This is a genomic window from Pseudomonas kielensis, from assembly GCF_030505375.1.
Classification (GTDB): Bacteria; Pseudomonadota; Gammaproteobacteria; order Pseudomonadales; family Pseudomonadaceae; genus Aquipseudomonas; species Aquipseudomonas kielensis.
In genome coordinates this window covers 4,443,978-4,462,610 of sequence record NZ_CP130043.1, presented here as the reverse complement: position 1 = coordinate 4,462,610, position 18,633 = coordinate 4,443,978, and the positions used below count along the sequence as shown (strand labels likewise).

Annotated in this window: 13 protein-coding genes; 7 read left to right on the top strand and 6 right to left on the bottom strand. The window is 60.3% G+C overall.

Features of this window, described 5'->3' with window-relative positions; all coding sequences use genetic code 11:
• Positions 1 to 132 precede the first annotated feature (132 nt).
• Together dapF and Q1W70_RS20825 are read left to right on the top strand one after the other, a co-directional pair.
• Positions 133 to 948, top strand: a complete 816-nt coding sequence (dapF, locus tag Q1W70_RS20830; RefSeq protein WP_166593109.1) for a diaminopimelate epimerase — start codon at positions 133 to 135, stop codon at positions 946 to 948.
• A 332-nt stretch (positions 949 to 1,280) separates the two neighbouring features.
• The gene (locus tag Q1W70_RS20825; RefSeq protein WP_166593108.1) at positions 1,281 to 1,895 is read left to right on the top strand and encodes a LysE family translocator; all 615 of its coding nucleotides are present in this window, start codon (positions 1,281 to 1,283) and stop codon (positions 1,893 to 1,895) included.
• Between the two features lie 184 nt (positions 1,896 to 2,079).
• Here Q1W70_RS20825 and Q1W70_RS20820 read toward each other — a convergent pair whose 3' ends face one another.
• Positions 2,080 to 3,738 carry an arylsulfatase gene (locus Q1W70_RS20820; RefSeq protein ID WP_166593107.1) on the bottom strand — a complete coding sequence of 553 codons (1,659 nt, stop codon included), beginning with the start codon at positions 3,736 to 3,738 and terminating at the stop codon, positions 2,080 to 2,082.
• 488 nt (positions 3,739 to 4,226) lie between these two features.
• Between Q1W70_RS20820 and Q1W70_RS20815 the strand changes: the two genes are divergently transcribed.
• Both Q1W70_RS20815 and Q1W70_RS20810 read left to right on the top strand, forming a co-directional pair.
• Entirely contained in the window at positions 4,227 to 5,042 is an 816-nt protein-coding gene (locus tag Q1W70_RS20815; RefSeq protein WP_166593106.1) for a transporter, read from the top strand.
• Between the two features lie 242 nt (positions 5,043 to 5,284).
• Complete coding sequence (locus Q1W70_RS20810) at positions 5,285 to 6,364, top strand: HAD family hydrolase (protein ID WP_166593105.1); 1,080 nt, start codon at positions 5,285 to 5,287, stop codon at positions 6,362 to 6,364.
• 188 nt (positions 6,365 to 6,552) lie between these two features.
• Here Q1W70_RS20810 and Q1W70_RS20805 read toward each other — a convergent pair whose 3' ends face one another.
• On the bottom strand, positions 6,553 to 7,821 hold the full coding sequence (locus tag Q1W70_RS20805) for an OmpP1/FadL family transporter (RefSeq protein ID WP_166593104.1): 1,269 nt from the start codon (positions 7,819 to 7,821) through the stop codon (positions 6,553 to 6,555).
• A 130-nt stretch (positions 7,822 to 7,951) separates the two neighbouring features.
• Complete coding sequence (locus Q1W70_RS20800) at positions 7,952 to 8,401, bottom strand: hypothetical protein (protein ID WP_166593103.1); 450 nt, start codon at positions 8,399 to 8,401, stop codon at positions 7,952 to 7,954.
• A gap of 756 nt (positions 8,402 to 9,157) precedes the next feature.
• Here Q1W70_RS20800 and Q1W70_RS20795 point away from each other — a divergent pair.
• A complete protein-coding gene (locus Q1W70_RS20795) occupies positions 9,158 to 9,421 on the top strand; it encodes a hypothetical protein (protein ID WP_166593102.1) in 264 nt (87 codons plus the stop codon).
• A gap of 183 nt (positions 9,422 to 9,604) precedes the next feature.
• Here Q1W70_RS20795 and Q1W70_RS20790 read toward each other — a convergent pair whose 3' ends face one another.
• From Q1W70_RS20790 to Q1W70_RS20780, 3 genes are all read right to left on the bottom strand, one after another.
• Positions 9,605 to 10,171, bottom strand: a complete 567-nt coding sequence (locus Q1W70_RS20790) for a nucleotidyltransferase family protein (RefSeq protein ID WP_166593101.1) — start codon at positions 10,169 to 10,171, stop codon at positions 9,605 to 9,607.
• A 164-nt stretch (positions 10,172 to 10,335) separates the two neighbouring features.
• Complete coding sequence (locus Q1W70_RS20785) at positions 10,336 to 14,718, bottom strand: response regulator (protein WP_302097840.1); 4,383 nt, start codon at positions 14,716 to 14,718, stop codon at positions 10,336 to 10,338.
• A gap of 46 nt (positions 14,719 to 14,764) precedes the next feature.
• A complete protein-coding gene (locus Q1W70_RS20780; protein WP_302097839.1) occupies positions 14,765 to 15,922 on the bottom strand; it encodes a response regulator in 1,158 nt (385 codons plus the stop codon).
• A 256-nt stretch (positions 15,923 to 16,178) separates the two neighbouring features.
• Here Q1W70_RS20780 and Q1W70_RS20775 point away from each other — a divergent pair, with 256 nt between their 5' ends.
• Together Q1W70_RS20775 and Q1W70_RS20770 are read left to right on the top strand one after the other, a co-directional pair.
• Positions 16,179 to 17,666, top strand: a complete 1,488-nt coding sequence (locus tag Q1W70_RS20775; protein ID WP_302097838.1) for a DUF3300 domain-containing protein — start codon at positions 16,179 to 16,181, stop codon at positions 17,664 to 17,666.
• A complete protein-coding gene (locus Q1W70_RS20770; protein WP_371927777.1) occupies positions 17,663 to 18,580 on the top strand; it encodes a DUF2950 domain-containing protein in 918 nt (305 codons plus the stop codon). The genes Q1W70_RS20775 and Q1W70_RS20770 overlap by 4 nt, the downstream gene beginning before the upstream one ends.
• Positions 18,581 to 18,633 lie beyond the last annotated feature (53 nt).

The window sequence follows — 18,633 nt, the reverse complement described above, 5'->3', positions numbered from 1 at the left end:
CAAACACAACAATGGTCCGGTCTGCCAGACTTATTTGCCTCATTAGCTTCCACACAGCTTGCTAATGTCACGCGAGTCGGGATAGATCGTTTTCAAACCTCAACTCATCATGTGTAGTCGCCAGGTCTATTTATGCCGCTGAGTTTTCATAAAATGCACGCCAATGGCGATGATTTCGTTATCGTGGACTCGCGAAACTCACCCAATCCAATCACAAGCAATTTGGCTCGGAGAATGGGAGATCGCAACCGAGGAATCGGCTTCAATCAACTCGCTGTGATGCTCGATTGCGATGATGCAGATGCGCGTTTGGTGTTCTGGAATGCGGATGGCTCACCGCTGGACGCTTGCGGCAGCGCAACGCGGGGGGCGGCAGATATGCTGATGCGCGAATCCAATATGACTTCGGTAGCACTGCGAACCAACCGTGGCCTACTGACTTGCGAACGTACTTCAACCGGCGCTATTTCCGTCAATATGGGAAAGCCGCTTTTCAACTGGGTGGATATTCCTCTGGCTCTTGAAATGGATACTTCAGTGTTGCCACTTGCCGGTGAACCAACAGCATGCAGCATGGGAAATCCGCACTGCACCTACTTCGTGGATGACCTGACAGCCGTTGAAATAGAGACGATTGGACCAGCAATTGAAACCAACCCCTTGTTTCCCCTAAGGACGAACGTGCATTTCGTCCGGATCATTGACCGAGCGCGCATTCGGTTGCGTATTTGGGAGCGCGGTGGGGGTATTCCGCTGGGTTCAGGCTCCTGCTCTTGTGGCGCCGCCGTTAATGGAATTCGTCGTGGCTTGTTAGACCGTTGCGTTGAGGTTGAATGTGACGGCGGGGCTGTGACGGTTCAATGGGATGGCGTGGGACCGGTCTTTCTCACCGGGCCGGTGGAGACGATTTATTCCGGAACAATCATGGATACTCTGTTGAAAGTTTGATTTTAGACAGGACAGCATGAAGGGCTGCAATGGGTCGTTTTCAGCCGGTCGCGACAGACAGAAATCGGCCAATTGCGGGCACTGGAGGCAGCACACATCCGTCCTTATCAGCGAAGCATTCCTCGCATGGCCATAGCGATCCCTGATCGCGTCATCGCCGGGCAAAACGTACCAGCGTACCCAGCATAAAAAGTCACTGTATCGGAGTTTATTGTGGAATCTGTGTCTGACTGTCGGCCCCTTCGCTCGCTAGCATTGATGCTCTCGCGGCGAAGAACGTGATGAAATCTTCAACCAGGCACTGATACCGACCAGCGCCAAGAGGGATCGAAATGTTCGACAGTACCGCGGTGCTCACTGTTTTCTGGGTTTATCTGGCGGGCGTAGTGATTCCGGGGCCGAACTTCGTCGCCGTTGTTCACAAGGCAGTAGCTGCCACACGTGCAGAGGCGCTGGCCTTAGTCGCCGGTATAGTGACCGTGAACCTGCTCTGGTCTGGCTGTGCGATCACAGGACTGGGCCTTGTGTTTGCAGCCTTCCCATGGGCGGTACTGGTTGTGAAAATAATGGGGGCTGCGTACCTGATGTGGTTTGGCGTACGTCTGATCGTTAAAGCAGGCAAGCATCCCGCCCTACGGCCTTGCGAGGGCCCGGCTGGCAGCGCCCGGAAATCTTTCTTTCAGGGTGTCGTTACCAACATCGGCAATCCTAAATCCATAGCCTTCTACGCCGCCGTCTTTTCAGCAGCCGCCCCCGCCCACCCCTCGGTCAGCACCTTCGTCTCAATGCTGGTGGTTGTGGTGGTCGTTTCGCTGGCCTGGTATGGACTGGTTGCGGTGGCTTTGTCGCAACCAAAGATTTCCTCGGCGTATCAGAATGCTAGGAAAGTGATTGATCGCCTGTGCGGTGGTCTGATTCTGGGCCTGGGAGTACGACAGCTGACCTGAGTATTGAATCGACCGCAAGACGTGTGGAGATTCCACCATCGGCCAGAAGCGGTCGGTCGTGACCGTCTGCGTTCGACCCACAGCAGCCATCGGTGACTGCTAAAGAACTCCAGATTGCCACTACTCGTGACGTCATATTGAAGTGGCGACCTCTGGTGAGGCCGCCCTTTTCCAGCTGATGTGGTCAGTTGCCCGCTGGCAATGGCAAGTTGATGCCTTCTTTTTTTAGGGTGTCACGCACGTATTGGAATTTCTGGTACTGCGATAGCTCGATCGGCCCGTCGTAACCCATACTTTGCAATTTCCGTGGTGGGTAATCGACGTAAGTTTTCATCAGTTTTATGATCGCGCCGGTAATCGGCACCATCGTCCAGGTACGTTCGGTAAAGTTGTTCATGAAGAGGTCATAACGCTCTTGCGGGTCTTGCCACAAGTCAAAGACCTGCGGCACGGTGGCCACATATTTTTCGGCGCCTTTCCATCCCAAGTTAGTGTCCACCGCCAAGCCACCGGTTTGCGCGCCATCATCGCCGCGCAGGTTGAATACAGCCTTATAGTTTCCAACACGGGCAGCGCCCGGGGATAATTCGTTCTCGGTGAAATAGAACCATTCCTTGCGCGGAGAAGGGCCACTGCCAGTGAGTACCGGGGTCATGTCGTAGCTGTCGAAGATGATGGGCTGGCCTTCGCGATCTTTTTCCGGCAGCTTCACGCCAGCGACAGAAGCGAAAGTCGCCATCAAGTCCAGGCCACCGAGCATCTCGTGGTTTTTGGTGTCTGGCTTGATCTTGTCTGGCCAGACGGCAATTGCCGGTACTCGGTTGCCGCCTTCACGCACCGTGCCCTTGGTCCCACGGAACGGGGTGTAGCCGGCGTCGGGATAGACATCCTGCCAAGCTCCGTTGTCAGTGGTGTAAACCACCAGGGTGTTCTTATCCAGGCCGAGTGCCTTTAGCTTGTCCATGATGCGGCCGATGTGGGTATCCAGTTCGACGATGGAGTCGGCGTACTTGGACTTGGACATGGACTTGTGAACGAACTCCGGTGCCGGCATGTTTGGCTGGTGCACTTTCATGAAGTTGACGTTGATGAAAAACGGCTTGTCCGATTTGGCCGCCGTGTCGAGAAACTCCAGGGCGGCTTTTTCGACGTAGTTATCAAAGAACGGAATGCCGACGACGCCGGGTTTGCCGTCTACGACAGGCGTGTCCACGTACTGGCCATTGACCTTGAATTCTTCGATCGGTTTTTCCCCCGCCTTGCCGGATAACGCGCCCTTGGTGACCCGTTGAAACATCTCCCGGGTTTCCGGATCCATGTCCGGGAACCAGGTCGGGTCAGCGTAGGTGTAGGCGTTGAGGTGGTACAGGCCTACGTACTTCATCACGTCATAACCTTGCGCATTGGGTAACGCATAATCTGCTTCGCCCAAGTGCCATTTGCCGGTGAAGTAGGTGTCATAGCCCCCGGTTTTCAACACCGATGCCAAGGTCCACTCGGCTGCGGGCAAGCCGCCGCCCTGGCCCTGAAAGGCTACGGTGGTCATGCCGCTGCGATTGGGAATACGCCCGGTTTGCATGGCTGCCCGACCAGGCGTGCAGCTGGGTTGCGCATAAAAAGAGTAGAAAGTGACGCCCTCTGCCGCCAACTCATCGATGCTGGGTGTCGGCATGCCCCGACCGATCCCACCGCCGTAGGGGCCCAAGTCGCCATAGCCAGTATCGTCGGAGACGATAAACAGAATATTGGTCTTTTCCGTTTGAGCCGCGTGGGCAAATCCGTTCAATGACAATAGTGCAGCAAACACGACAGACAGCTTGAAACGATCCGATAGCTTGTCCATACCAGCAATCCTCGTTGTTTCATTGTGTTGGCAACCTGGTGATGAGTGCACAACTACATTGACACTTGGTGCGTTGACCACCGAGTAATTAGCCTAGGTACTGCGTACAGAATCATTTCCCCTTCCTGCATGACCATGCACAAGTTAAGGCGCAGGATACAGTCTAGTGCGGTTTTTCAGGTGTGCGTGGTAAGTGCTCTCGCTGTATCAATAGACGCTTTTTGAAGAGACCATCTTCTGTTTTGGTCTAATAAAGTTTTGGGACACTCCTTTCAATGGGGGAAATTTCGCCCCGATGAAGAGGGGCTATTGATCGATGGCTCAACGGAGCGTTAGTTAATACGAATTAATCCGACTGACCGGAGATAGTTTTCCCCGATGAACATCTTTTAGATACCTGATCTAAGCTCATTGGCGGCAGGGTCACCCTCAGCTTTATCACCGCGACACGACAACCCAAACTCTCAATTTCGAGAAAGGAGTTGGAAATGAACAATGGCATTCGACTTGTTCCTTTCATTACCTTTGCGGTGGTATGGCCCGAAATCAGCCTCGCCGCCGATAGTCAGGCCGAGTTGGCCAAGCAAACGCTAAATCCCGTTGCCGCGCTTTACAGTTTGCCGATTCAATACAACTGGAACCAGAAACTCGGACCCAGCGGTGACGGCTACCAAAGTGTCACCAACATCCAGCCAGTGCTGCCCTTCAGCATCAATGACGAGTGGAACCTGATCTCCCGTACCATCCTGCCGATCATTGACCAGCATGGTCTGGTACCTGGCGGCCAGGCGGACAAATCCGGTACGGGGGATGTGACCCAGAGCTTCTTTTTTTCACCCAAGCAGCCGACTTCCAGCGGTTGGATTTGGGGCGCAGGACCGGCCATTCTGGTGCCGACCGGCAGCGATGAGCTTTTGAGCAGTGAGCAATGGGGGTTGGGCCCCACGGTGGTCTTGCTCAAGCAGCATGACGGTTGGACCCGTGGCATTCTCGCCAATCACATCTGGTCGGTGGAAAACAGCCCGCCCGATGACAAGGACAAGGTCAACGCGACTTTCCTGCAGCCTTTCTTCAGCTACACCACCCACACTTACACCACCTTCGGAATTAACACCGAATCCACCTATGACTGGCAGACACGCGAATGGTCAGTGCCAATCAACCTTTTCGTTACCCAGTTGTTCAAGGTCGGCCATCAACCCATGACCCTGCAAGCAGGACCACGTTATTGGGCAGATAGTCCTAAAGATGGTGCTGAGGGCTGGGGATTCCGGGTGGCGTTTACACTGTTGTTTCCCAAGTGAGTGCCAAGTTTCAATGGACCATGTAAGCGCCTGGTTTTGGCCGAGCTCTGCTTGCTGCCACTGTCAGCTTTGGATGGAAGACTTTCGCGACAGGCAGGCTATCGGGTACTCCATACGATTGCGGAAACTGCACATACTACCAAAACATCTACACTGGACTCCCAACTGACTGCTGTAGTCATCAACAGGGTGAGCAGGCAAGTACCACCAACGACTTACCAAATCAGCCATAGGTAGACATCATGAAACTCATGATCTTGGTGCAGCGTACTTGGAGCTCCGTAACTTCTGATAAGCGCCCTATCTCCCACGTCAGGCGACGCTATGGCTCACCACTAACGATATTAGGGTTGAGCCTGATAGCTTCAACGGCAGTGTTCGCTGCAGACCCTCTAGCGTCCTGGAATGAGGGGCCGGCCAAGCAAGCCATCGTTGAATTCGTCAAGGCGACCACCCAGGAAGGTGGTACTCAGTTCGTGGCGCCAGCAGAGCGCATCGCGACGTTCGATCAGGACGGCACGTTGTGGGTCGAGCACCCTGCCTATGGTCAATTGTTCTATTGCCTGAGTCGCGTGCCTGCCGCCGTCGAGGCGAAACCTGAGCTGGCTCAGGTCGAACCGTTCAAGACAGTGTTGTCGGGGGACCATGCCGCCATGGCGAAACTGACCCTTGATGACTATCTGAAAATTGCCATGGTAACCCTGAGCGGCATGCCCACGGACGAGTTCAAGCAGGAAGTCCATGCCTGGCTGGCCAAGGCCAAAGACCCTCGCTGGAAGCGCCCGTTTACCGAGTTGACCTACCAGCCGATGAAGGAAGTCATGCAATACCTGCGTGACAATGGCTACAGAACGTACATCGTCACCGGCGGTGGACAGGATTTCGTTCGCGCCTATTCCGAAGAGGTCTATGGTGTGCCTCCCGAACAGGTCGTCGGCAGTGCCGGGACCACCGAGTATGGCTACGACAAAAGCGGCAAACCGCAGCTAATCAAGCAACCCAAGATACTGCTCAACGACAACGATGCCGGCAAGCCTGAGAACATTTACCTGCTGGTCGGCCGCCAACCCAATGCAGCCTTCGGCAATTCCACTGGTGACAGGCAAATGCTGGAGTACGCCAAGTCCGGCAAGGGTGCCCGCCTAGCGATGCTGGTCCTGCATGACGACGCCGAACGTGAGTACGCCTATGGTCCTGCGCAAGGACTACCGGATACCAAGGTGGGCACCTTTACCGAATCCTTATATACCCAGGCGACAAATGACGGCTGGACTGTGATAAGCATGAAAAAGGACTGGAAGAAGATTTTCGCATTCGAGTGAAATGCAGCTGTAGTTGAATTCCGTTAGGCGATAGCAGCCAATCATGAAGGGCTGCTTTTGGCCGATTTCTGCCTGTCGCCACCGGCGGCAGCCGACCCATTGCGGACATTCATTTCTGCCTCTACAGAGGGATTCAGGGCTCAAAATGCGATTCATGGATTGAATCATCATTTTTCGATAGCGGAACTTCAGAAACGCCACGTCATGTTGCCGGTCAGGGCTTGAATCCAGGCATCGTCGAACTGACCGGAGACTCGGTTGCCCGAGATCGACTTGGTCTGGTCCACCGGCATGTCGCCGAGCCAGACCATGGCCCAACTGACGTTGATGTCGGTGTCTTGGTTCAGAGCATAGGTGGCGCCTGTGGCGATGCGCCAGGACTCGCCCATAGGTACGATCACGCTGCGTTTGCTATCGGAGACAGCGCTGCTGTCGTAGGCCACGCCGACATTCCACAGCCATTGCTCGGAGGCCTGGTACTGCGCGCCAAGGGACAGGTGCCAGGTGTCCTTGAAACCGGCATCGACCGATTTCGACTGCGCGCCAAACGCCGTGGTGTCGACCTGTACGCCGATCTCACCGAATTCCGACCAGTCCTGCCAGTTGGCCGAGGCCAGCAAGGCCCATTGCCGGTCCAGTTGCTGGAACAGGCTGAGGGTTACGGTCTGCGGCACAGTGGTGTCGAGTTTGGTGTTGGTGTCGTTGATGCGTTCCAGCAAACGGCCGTCGCCTTTCACATCCAGCCGGTCTTCGAAGTCCAGGTCGACTTTGCTGGTGTAGGCCAGGCCAATGCGGGTGCCGGATTGCGGGGCATAGATCACCCCGACGTTGGCGCCATAACCCCAGGCACCGTCCTTGTACTTGTACTGACCGTCAGCGCGATCGGTGAAACCGAAGGGAGAGCGGTCGATGGCGGTTTGCGCCTGCAACATGCCGTACATGGCCTTGACGCCAACGCCCACCGACCATTGCTCGTTGAAGCGATACGCCACGCTGGGCACCAAGGACAGACCCAGCAGGCTGGAGTTCTGCGCGAAGTAGCGGCCGGACCAATCGTTGTCGTAGTTGACCGCCAAGCCGAAGTCGCCGTACTGGCCGAAGCCGACGCTCCAATGTTCATCCAGTTCATGGCTGATGAAGAAACTGCCACCGGGGATCGGGTCGAGGGCATTGCCACTGCCGCTGCCGGCCACATTGCTGCCAGCGTCGCGATCGAAGCTCAGGTCGCCATACAGCACTTGCAAGCCGCCGGTGATCTGCGTGCCCCGCAGGTAACTCATACCCGCCGGGTTACTGGCGATGGTCGCTGGGCCTTGGGCCCGGGCGGCGGCACCGGCGTTGGCCAGGCCAGCGTTATCGGTGCCGATTTCGTAGAGCATGATGCCGCCGGCCCAGGCTTGCTGGCAGCACAGCGCGAGGAACGTACAAGCAGGCAGGGCAGTGGTTTTGGTTGGCATGGTTAACCTCTAGCCGTGTTTTGTTGGTGTATGTAACGTTAGGATTACAAACTGAATAAATACCAACCATGAACGCGGTGAACACAATCGCCACAAAGCGCGACTCAACTTAAAAATGACTACCGGCGGTTCATCGAGTCGCGTGCGCAATATCGCCGCAGAAAATATCGGCGCTGCCATCCTCGGGTGAAGTACGCACGACAACGGCGTACTTGCCGGAAAGCAGGTCTGGCATTGTGATGGGCGCGCTTCTGTAAAAGGTCCATCCACCGGTGCCTGCATTGGGTTCGGTGTTGACCTTATCGTTCATTGCGTACGCGACTGGCCCGGGTTGCTGGCAACTGCCTTTGTTGATGAAGGTGTAGATGCGCGGCGGCAGGATGGTCCCGTTTGGAACGCCGGTAATGTAGAAGTCAAAGTTGGTTTTATTACCTTCGCCCGTCAATGTAGTCGTGGCGGTATGACCAGGGTTTTTATGGGTCGCTGCCAACGGAAGATTCATTGATTGGTGTGAGGAGTTGATGCAGCCGAAGAGACTTGCGGTAGTCAATAGCACTGACAGGGGGAGACGGAGTTTCATTGCCAACCTCCAATACTGGAAGAAGTGCGGTGGGGGACTATTGGGTATAGCTCAATAACGTCGCTGTGCGTTCTTGAACGTCTACTTTTATAGCCCGTTAAATCCCTGAAGCCCCCCGGTTTATCAATCAGACGTTGTGAGCTCGCATGCTCACACGCTTGAGCACCTGCAAGTAGGTGGGTGGTTGCGGCACGATGCCGCGCTGGAGCAAAAGTGAATGCAATTTAGGCAACCGGAAATAAGGCGCTGACACCATCAGATGATGCTCAATATGAAAATTGACCCGGATCGGCGCCACGCAAGCGCGGGCGATCCAACACGGAATGTGTGATTCGGGTACTGAGCAGTACGTCCGGACTTGATTCCAGGCAGGCATGCTCCGCGATGGAGCGGATGCGTCTCACTGATCGAACAGACCTGCTGGCAATTGGCGGCTGCGAAGGACTATGCGTCGAATTGCGTCCCGAAAGCCTTCAGCCACAACGTGACCATCCCGCGTAACCCGCAATCCGGTCAGCCAACCGGCCAGAAAGAAGAAAGGGACAGATTTATTTTCTGTACGTTTGACCGCCCGCTTCTGGCCGTTTCCCGCCCGTCACGACAAACGCCTCCCACCTTGTACACCCCCCAACATCGTCCTATCGTTAATCCCCTCGGAGCACCTTTCAAATCGCGCGGCACAACAGCCCCAGTTAACCGCGTGCGGTAAGGAGGTTGGGGCAAGACGTGATTAGATTCAGTGCAAGGAGAATGCTCATGATCCGCAGGTACTATCTAACCGCCCTGACCGCCCTGGCCCTTGCCGTTGGCGGCTCCTGGGTGTCGACACAGGTTTTCGCCACCGATCAGGCTGATCAGCGACAGGAGTCGCGCGATACCAAGCAGGAGGGGCGTGATGCTGCTCGGGAAACCAAGGAAGCCTGCAAGGAAGGCGACGAAAAGAGTCGCGCCGATTGCCGCCAGGACAAGCGCGACACCAAGCAAGACACGCGCGATACGGCGCGTGATATCAAGTACTAGTCAGGTCCACCTCCCCCTGCGCTTCGCTGTGGGGCCAGGACAGGTTGTTGCGGTTGCGCGGCGTGTTGATGACAGCGCCGCGCGCTGCATCCGCAGGTTCAGGCAATCCCGACCAGGGCAGTGCATGTGCGGACGGCACTCGCGCACTTCGCCATGGGTTAGCTGACGCGTTGCCCAACGCGCTCAAGCGCAAGCCTCAACCACCCTCAGCCAAGGCCAGCGTTCCTGATAGCTCTGCGCCTTCTGCGCAAACAATGCCGGCTTGGGGTTTTTCGGGTTGATCCGCAACAATCCCTGCTCCGTGTCGCCCAGCCCATGGGGGGCATAGAGTTCGCCGGTGGTGATGTCCAGGCCGATGCAGGTGCCGGCGATCAGGTAGCGGTCGACGCCGTCTCGGGTGGAGTGCAATTGCGGATAATCGCTGCCGAATCGCTGGCGGTACCACAGGTGGACGCGGGCCTGGTTCTTGAATTCGATGTTGACGTCGAGGTCGTGAAACAGCTGGCGGCCCGCCTGGATGACCTGGTCTTCGGCTTCCCAGGACAGGTCGGGGTCGAAGTAGAAGATGTCGTAGTCCTTTACGCCCCAGTCGAGGGGGCGTTGGGCCTGTTGGTTCCAGATGGCCTGGAACAGGCAGCCGGCGGTGAGCATGCATTGGTTCAGGCCGAGTGCGGGCAGGCGTGCGGTGATCAGTGCGTTGACGGGGTTGGCCAGTGCCACCTCGAGCAGGGTTTCGGCCGTCAGTGTCATGTTGATCCTTTTTTTGGGTGGGGCGCCGGGGCTGGGGATAGCTTAGCGTTGGGGGGGAATAGTTGCATGGGGGTGTGTTGATGAGTTGAGCAGTAGCACGATCTGTAGCAGCTGCCGCAGGCTGTTGCTACAAACGCTCGCGGTCGCCATGCAGATGGTTAGCTCTAGAGGTTTTCGAGGAGCTCCAAGGCTTGGTCGAAGTCGTAGGATTGGGCTTGTTGCATCACTCGATTCAACTGCTCGGCCACTCGTGGGCCTGATGCCAGTCCTTGCAGGGTGTGCAAGGCGCTCAGGGCCTGGGCGTCGCTTTCGGCCAGCAGGTCGCGGACGTGGGCCAGTTGGGTGTGCCATTCGCTGCCCGGTGGAGGCGCGTCGACGGCGGGTGCCTCGTTCAGCGAAGACAAGCCGGCCAGCAGCGGGGTCAGGTGCTGTTCGACGGTCGTCAGGCGTTCGGCCAGGTCCTGTTCGCTGGCACCTTCCAGGCACGCTTGCTCCAGGGCGCCGGCAGCTTGGGCCAGGGCGCTGGCGCCGATGTTGCCGGCGGTGCCGCGCAAGGTGTGGGCGAGTCGCGCTGGCGCCGATGAATCGGCCTGGTTGCGCGCGACGTGGAATTCGGCGGCAAAGCCTTGTTGGCTGGCGTGGAATTTACCCAGCAGGCGCAGGTAGAGGTCGGTCTTGCCCATGCAGGTGGCGAGGCCGGCGTGCAGGTCGATCCCGGGCAGGCTGGCGGGCAGGCTCGTGGTGGTTGCGCGGGCTGGGGCCACCTCGACCGCAGGCGTACCGCGCCCTGGGCGCGGGTGTATCCACTTGGCCAGGGTGGCGAACATCTCGTCGATGTTCAGCGGTTTGCTGATGTGGTCGTTCATGCCGCAGGCCAGCGCCCGCTCGCGGTCCCCGGCCATGGCGTCGGCGGTCATGGCGATCACCGGCAGGTCGGCCCAGCGCGATTGCTCGCGGATTTTGCCGGTGGCGGTGTAGCCGTCCATCACTGGCATCTGGCAGTCCATCAGTACGCCATCGAAGTCTGAGTCACGCTGCAACTGTTCCAGCGCTTCGGCGCCGTGGACGGCCAGGCACAGTTCGATCCCGGCGCTCTCCAGCAACTCACACGCCAGCTCGCGGTTCAGTTCATTGTCTTCCACCAGCAGCACCCGGGCGCCCCGCAGGCTGGCGATGGCGCTGGCGCTCTGGCCGGAGCGCTCGCTGGCCCGGGTGTCGACCTGGGGCGCCTTGCCGAGCACCGTACCCAGCGCTTCGAGCAGGGTCGAGGGGGTCACCGGCTTGGTCAGCACCACCGGCAATTGAATGCCGTTGCGGCTGGCTTCTTCGCGGGCTTCCTCGCGGCCAAAGGCGGTGACCATGATCACCGACGGGGTTTGTGCCAATTGGGCAGCATGCATCTGCAGCACTGCCTCCACCCCATCCATGCCGGGCATGCGCCAGTCCATCAGCACCAGGTCGTAGGGCAGCTTCCGGGCTTCGGCGTCCACCAGCATGGCCAGGGCCGCACGGCCGCTCTGCGCGACGTCGACTTCCACGCCAAAACTGCGGGCCATGGTCGAGAGGATTTCCCGCGCGCTGGCGTTGTCGTCGACCACCAGCACCCGGCTGCCAAGCAGTTCATCGGCGGTCAGCATGCGCCGCACATGGCTCTCGCGCTGCAGCCCCAGGCTCACCTCGAAGTGAAAGGTCGAGCCCTGGCCCGGCTCGCTTTCGACCCAGATGTCGCCCCCCATCAGCTCCACCAGATGCCGGGAAATGGCCAGGCCCAGGCCGGTGCCGCCGTATTTGCGGGTGGTGGAGCTGTCTGCCTGGCTGAAGGGCTGGAACAGGCGCGAGCACTGCTCGGCGCTCATGCCGATGCCGCTGTCACGCACCCAGAAATGCAGCTGCGCCTGGTCTGCGGTTGCACTGCGCAGCTCCACGCCCAGCACGATCTCGCCGTGCTCGGTGAACTTGGTCGCATTGTTGCCCAGGTTGACCAGCACCTGGCCCAGGCGCAACGGATCGCCGATCAACGCGGTGGGCAGTTCGACGGCGGTACTGAACAGCAGTTCCAGGCCTTTGTCCTCGGCCTTGAGGCCAATCATGTTGGCGAAGCCGTCGAGCACGTCTTCGAGGTGGAAGGGAATCTGTTCCAGGTGCATCTTGCCGGCCTCGATCCTGGAGAAGTCGAGGATGTCGTTGATGATCCCCAGCAGGCTTTCCGCCGAGCGATGGACCTTTTCGATGTAGTTGCGCTGACGGTGATCGAGCTCGGTGCGCAAGGCCAGGTGGCTCATGCCGATGATGGCGTTCATCGGGGTGCGGATCTCGTGGCTCATGGTCGCCAGGAAGTCGCTCTTGGCCCGGGTCGCCTCTTCTGCCGCTTCCCGCGCGCGCTGCACCTGGGCCTCGGCGAGCTTGCGGTCGGTGATGTCGAAGTACCAGTTGGCCCCCATGCCCTGCTCCCCCTGACTCAGGGTCACGGTCGACACCAGCACCTCGAAGCGCTCACCGTCGGTGCGCTGCAGGCTGGCCTCGAAGTTGAGCACCGCCCCTTGCGCCGCCGCGGCGAGAAAGCGCTGGTGGGCCTCGGGCTCGACCCAGAACTGACTCAGGTCGCTGCCCTGCAGCTGCTCGAACTGGCTGGCGAACAAGCGGTCGAACTGCGGGTTGCTGTAGGTCGGACGGCCATCGGCGTCTTTGATCAGCATGGCCACCGGGCTGCTGTCGAGGACCGCGCGCAACTGGATCTCGCTGGCCTTGAGCGCCGCCTGCAGTTGCCGGCGCTCGCTGACATCGCGCACCGAGGCGCACACGCACAGGCCGCTCCCTTCCAGGCTCGGCAAGCGTGACAGGCTGATCTCGGCGGAAAACAGGCTGCCGTCCTTGCGCACGCCTTGCAGGTCTTCGAGGTTGGCGCCCATCTGCCGGGTGTCGCCCTGGGCCATGAAGCCGTCGCGCAGCGCCACGTGACGTCCGCGACTGGCCTGTGGCACCAGGCGTTCGATGGCCGCGCCGATCAACTCGCTGGGGGCGTAGCCGAACAGTTGATCCAGCTGACGGTTGGTCCTGAGGATATGCCCGCCATCGTCCACCACCAGCATGCCGTCGGGCGCCGCGTCGATGATGCCGCGATACCAGGCTTCGGTCGCGCGCAGTGCCCCTTGCTGGGCTTCCAGCGCCTGGGCCTGTGCCTCCAGTTGCAGCGCCTGTTGCGCCACTTCGCTGGCCTGGCGCCGGGTTTGCGCCAGCAGGGTCTTGACCGCCTCGTTACGCTCCATGATCGCCATGGCCGCGGCCAGTCGTGGCGTGGCCTCCTGCAACAGCAGCCACTGGCGCTCGTCCAACGGTTGCAGGCTGGCCAACTCGAACACCCCCAGCAGGCGCTCGCCATGCACGATCGGTTGCAGCAACAGGCAACTGGCCGCCACCTCCCCCAGCGGTGAGTGCAACCGCCAGTATTGCGGCGGCAACGTCTGCAACTGCCGCGCCTGGCGATCCACCGCACACTGGCCCAACAGGCCGTCGCCGAAGGGCACGTGATCCTTGGGCGGGTGCTCGGAATCGGTGGCGTAACCGCCCATCAGCAGCAGCGTGTCAGCGTCCTCCGGGGCGCTGTACAGCACCGCCTGGCAGATGCCGTGCAGGCTGGCGATGTGCTGCAGGAATACCTGCGCCAGTTCGTCCGGGGTGTCGGCCTGCTGCAAGTCGGCCTGCAACTGGGCGGTATGGCCTTTGATCCAGCGCTGGCGCTCCAGTTGCTGGGACTCGGTCTGCAGTTGGGCAATGGCCCGTGCCAGGTCCCCGGTTTCGTTGTTCAGGTCCGTGTGGGGAATCGGCTGGTCGAGCTGCCCGGCGGCCAGTTGATCCACCGCCACCCGTACCCGATTCAGCGGGTTGCGGATCGACTGGCTGGCCAGCCACGACAACAGCAACGCCAGCGACAAGCCACCGAACAACAGGATGTAGGTCAGCAAGGTGCTGCGTTCGGCGTACTCGACAATGTCCTTGGCCGTGTCGCGAATCGAGGCTTCCTTGATTTGTGCGATGCCGTACAGGTGGCTGTCGGCCTGCCGGGCGATTCTCTGGAATTCGCTGCTGTTGAGCAGCATCAACGCCTGGTTCTGCCGGCCCTGGTCGATCAAGGCAAACGCCTGTTCGCTGTAGCGCTGCAACTGTTGCAGCATCAGGTCGATCTCGGCCAGGCGCGCGAGGTTCTCCGGGCGCATGAGGGTGACCTTGGCCTGGGCCAGCGCCAGTTGCAGGCGTTGCCGGGTGTCAGCCAACTGCTGCAGGGCTTCGACGCGGATCTGCGCGCTGTCGGTGCCCACGGCACGCTGCAGGATTTGCATCAGATGGGGCAGTTGCACCCGCGCTTCATGCAGGTGCTCCATGCCGACCAGTTCCTGCAGATAGAGGTTTTGCATGTCGTGCTTCAGCGATTGCTGAGTGCGCAGGCTTTGCACGCCGAGCACCAGCACCAACAGCAGCAACGCGGCGAATCCCAGGAGCAGTTTGTGCAGCAGCGTGAGACGCTCGAGCAGGGTGCGAAATCCAGCCATTACCTATCCTCGTGAACCTGATCGAAAAAGCCCCGCTCTCGCGGGTTCAAGGCGTCTGCCCACTACGTTGCAGGGCTGCCAACTGGACGGCCATGTCCTGGTCGGTGTCGGCGAAACGCTGGGCGACCCCCTGGAACTGTTCCTTGCAGGCCAGGAAGGCATCGCAGATGTCCGGGTCGAAGTGGCTGCCGCGGCCCTGCGTGATGATCTCGACCGCCTGCTCATGGGGCATCCCCGCCTTGTAGACCCGCCGGCTGATGAGCGCGTCATAGACGTCGGCCACCGCCATCAACCGGGCGCTGATGGGGATAGCGTCCGCCACCAGCCCCTCGGGGTAGCCGCTGCCGTCCCATTTTTCCTGGTGGCTGTAGGCAATCTCCTTGGCCAGGATGAGGAAGTCGGCGCGTATGCCCAACTGGTCCTCGGCGTGCTGGATGGCGTCACGCCCAAGGGTGGTATGGGTCTTCATGATCTCGAATTCTTCCGGGGTAAAACGACCCGGCTTGAGCAGGATATGGTCGGGAATGCCGACCTTGCCGATGTCGTGCAGGGGCGCCGACTTGAACAGCAGTTCGATGGTCGCGGCGCTGAGAAAGTGGCGGAAACGCGGGTGATCCTGCAGGTACTCGGCCAGCACCTTGACGTAGTGCTGGGTGCGGCGGATGTGGTTGCCGGTTTCGTTGTCGCGCGTCTCCGCCAGGGAGGCCATGGCCTGGATCGCCACGTCCTGGATGGCGATGACCTCGCGGGTGCGACGCTGCACTTCCTGTTCCAGATAGTCGTTGTGATCGCGCAGGAAGTCGGCCGCCGCCTTGAGCTTGAGTTGGGTATCGACCCGCGCCAGCACCAGTGCCGGCCTGATCGGCTTGGTGATGTAGTCCACCGCGCCCAGCTCCAGGCCAAGGATTTCGTCCTCGGTGCCGGCCATGGCGGTGAGGAAAATGATCGGAATCTCCCGGGTACGGGGATCATCCTTGAGTCGCCTGGCCACTTGATGCCCAGACAGCCCAGGCATCATCACGTCCAGCAGGATCAGGTCCGGCAGCGAGTCGCCCTGGAGCAGGCGCAAGGCTTTTTCGCCGCTATTGGCGACCTTGACCCGGTAGCGATCCTTGAGCAGGTCGGTCATCAGCAACAGGTTGTCGGGGGTGTCGTCGACCACCAGCAAGGTCGTCCCCGTGTATTGACTCGGTTGGCTATTCATCGCAGACCGCCCCCTGTACCAGACATTGGCATCCCCAGGCGGCATTTCCAGCCCGGCGCTGGAAAGCGTAGTTGCAGTTATGCGCGATTGCCGAACCGTTTCACGCAGGAAACAACCGGAGTTTCCTGGCAGTTTTTCAGGCTTTGCTACTATTAGCGGACGGCCTCGACACCGACGCCTGCGGCTTGCACAGTCGGCTGACACTTCCCCGGTTTTGATTCACCCCTCTCAACCTGCCTGAGCCCATGGAGTTGCAATGCGCATTCCATTCATTTACGCGTTATCAGCCGTCCTTTTTGTCAGTGCAGCGGCCAGCCAGGCACAAAGCGTGGATACAGCCGCCAGCCCTCCTGCCAGCAGCGCCGCTGCGGCACCGGCCACCGCGCCAGCCAAGGACCCGGTGTTTACCCAGGAGCAATTGGACCAGATGCTGGCGCCCATTGCCCTGTACCCGGACCCACTGCTGGCCCAACTGCTGATGGCCAGCACCTACCCCGGGGAAATCGCGGAGGCGGTGACCTGGTCCAAGGCTCACCCGGACGCCAAGGGCGATGACGCGGTCAAACAGGTGGCGAGCCAGCCGTGGGACCCGAGCGTGCAGGCGCTGGTCGCGTTTCCCCAGGTCATGGTGACCCTGGGACAGGATCCGGTCTGGGTCCAACGCCTGGGGGATGCCTTCCTGGCTCAGCCCGACGATGTCATGGAAGGCGTGCAACGCTTGCGTCGTCAGGCACAGACCGCCGGCAACCTGCAGAGCAACCAGTACCAGAACGTCACGGTCCAGGCCGCAGCGCCAGCGCCGGCCGCCAGCACCAGCAGCTCCGCGCCCGCCCCGGCCAGCAGCACCTCGACCATCATCATCCAGCCCGCCGACCCGCAGGTGGTGTACGTCCCCACCTATAACCCGACCACCACTTACGGCACCTGGCCCTACCCGGCTTCGCCGCCGGTCTACTATCCGCCGCCACCCGCTTACTACCCGGGTTCGGCCCTGATGGCCGGGCTGGCGTTCGGTACCGGTGTGGCGATCGTCGGGGCGTTGTGGGGCGAATGTGACTGGGACGATAACGACATCGACATCGACGTTGATCGCTACAACAACATCAATGCCAACAACCGCATCACCAACAATCAGAACAAGTGGCAGCACAACGCCGCGCACCGCAATGGCGTGCCCTATCGCGACAACCGCAGCCGCCAGCAATACGGTCGCCAACTGGACGGTGCCACTCAGCGTGAGGCCTACCGCGGGGACAATGCCCAGCGCGCCCAGGCGCGGGAAAAAGCCCGCACGTCGATGGACAAGCACGGTATCGAACGCCCCGCCACCAGCAACCGCGAAGCCCGTGACCGGGTGCGCGACGCCCAGTCCGGCGCCACGGCGGGCAACCGCATGCAGGCCGGTAACGAGCGGCCCCGCACCACGGACCGAAGCCAGGGCACGCCCAGGACCACCCGCGACAATCAGCAGCCGAGGCAGCAGAACCCGCAGCTCAACCAGCGCGACCAGCGTCCCGCACAAGCACGGCAAAGTACGCAAAAACGCCCGGCCGCGACCCATCAGACCGGCGCGCGCAACAATGCCTTTGCCGGCGCGCGCTCACCGTCCCAGGTCAACGCCCAAGCCAATCGTGGCCGTGCCAGCCAAGTTTCCGCGCAGCGCCCCAGCGCCTCGCGAGCCGCAGGCCATCAAGTCAGTCGACCATCCAGCGCACCCGCGCGCCAACGGGGGAGCCGTCGTTGAATAACCATCCTCGCATCAAGCCATTTACCGGCCGGCTCCTGCACGCCCTGGCACTGACTGCTGGCCTGGCGTGGTCGTGCCTGGCCAGCGCGCAGCAGGAATTTGCCACACCGGAACAGGCCGCCCAGTCATTCGTCGAGGCGCTGGGCAGCAAACACGCCGATCACGAACGCCTGACGGCGTTGCTGGGCAACGAATGGCGCAGTTTCATCCCACGCGAAGGCACCGAGCGCCAGGACGTCGATGCCTTCATCAAGCAGTACCACGAACAGCATCAGATCGAGAAAACCGGCGACGACAAGGCACTGCTGTCGGTGGGCAGCAACCATTGGACGCTGCCGATTCCCCTGGTCAAAAGCGCCAACGGTTGGCGCTTCGACATCAAGGCCGGCAGTGCCGAAATCCGGGCTCGGCGCATCGGCCGCAACGAACTCTCCGCCGTGCAGGCGGCGCTGGCCTATCACGATGCGCAGATGGAATATGCGTCAATCGATCGCGACGGCGATGGCGCCCTGGAGTATGCGCAGAACCTCTTCAGCACCCCGGGCCAGCACGACGGGCTCTATTGGGCAGACGATGACAGCGGTCAGATCAGCCCGCTGGGCCCCGCGTTCGGCAAGACCGTCGGCGGCGAGGACTGGCACGGTTATCACTTCCGCATCCTGCATGGCCAGGGGCCTTCGGCACCGGGTGGGGCCTACAGCTACCTGATCGGCGACAAGATGAGCCGGGGTTTTGCCCTGATCGCCTGGCCGGCGAAATACGCCGACACCGGGGTGATGAGTTTCATGATCAGCCATGACGGCCAGGTGTTCGAAAAAGACCTGGGGCCGGACAGTGAGAAGCTGGCCCAGGGGATGACCCTCTTTGACCCGGATGACAGCTGGAAGGAGGTCAGTGCGGAGCAAGATTAACGCGCTGAGCGGCCTGGTCCGTTGTCGTCAACGTCCCCCCCGCCGGGGCCGGG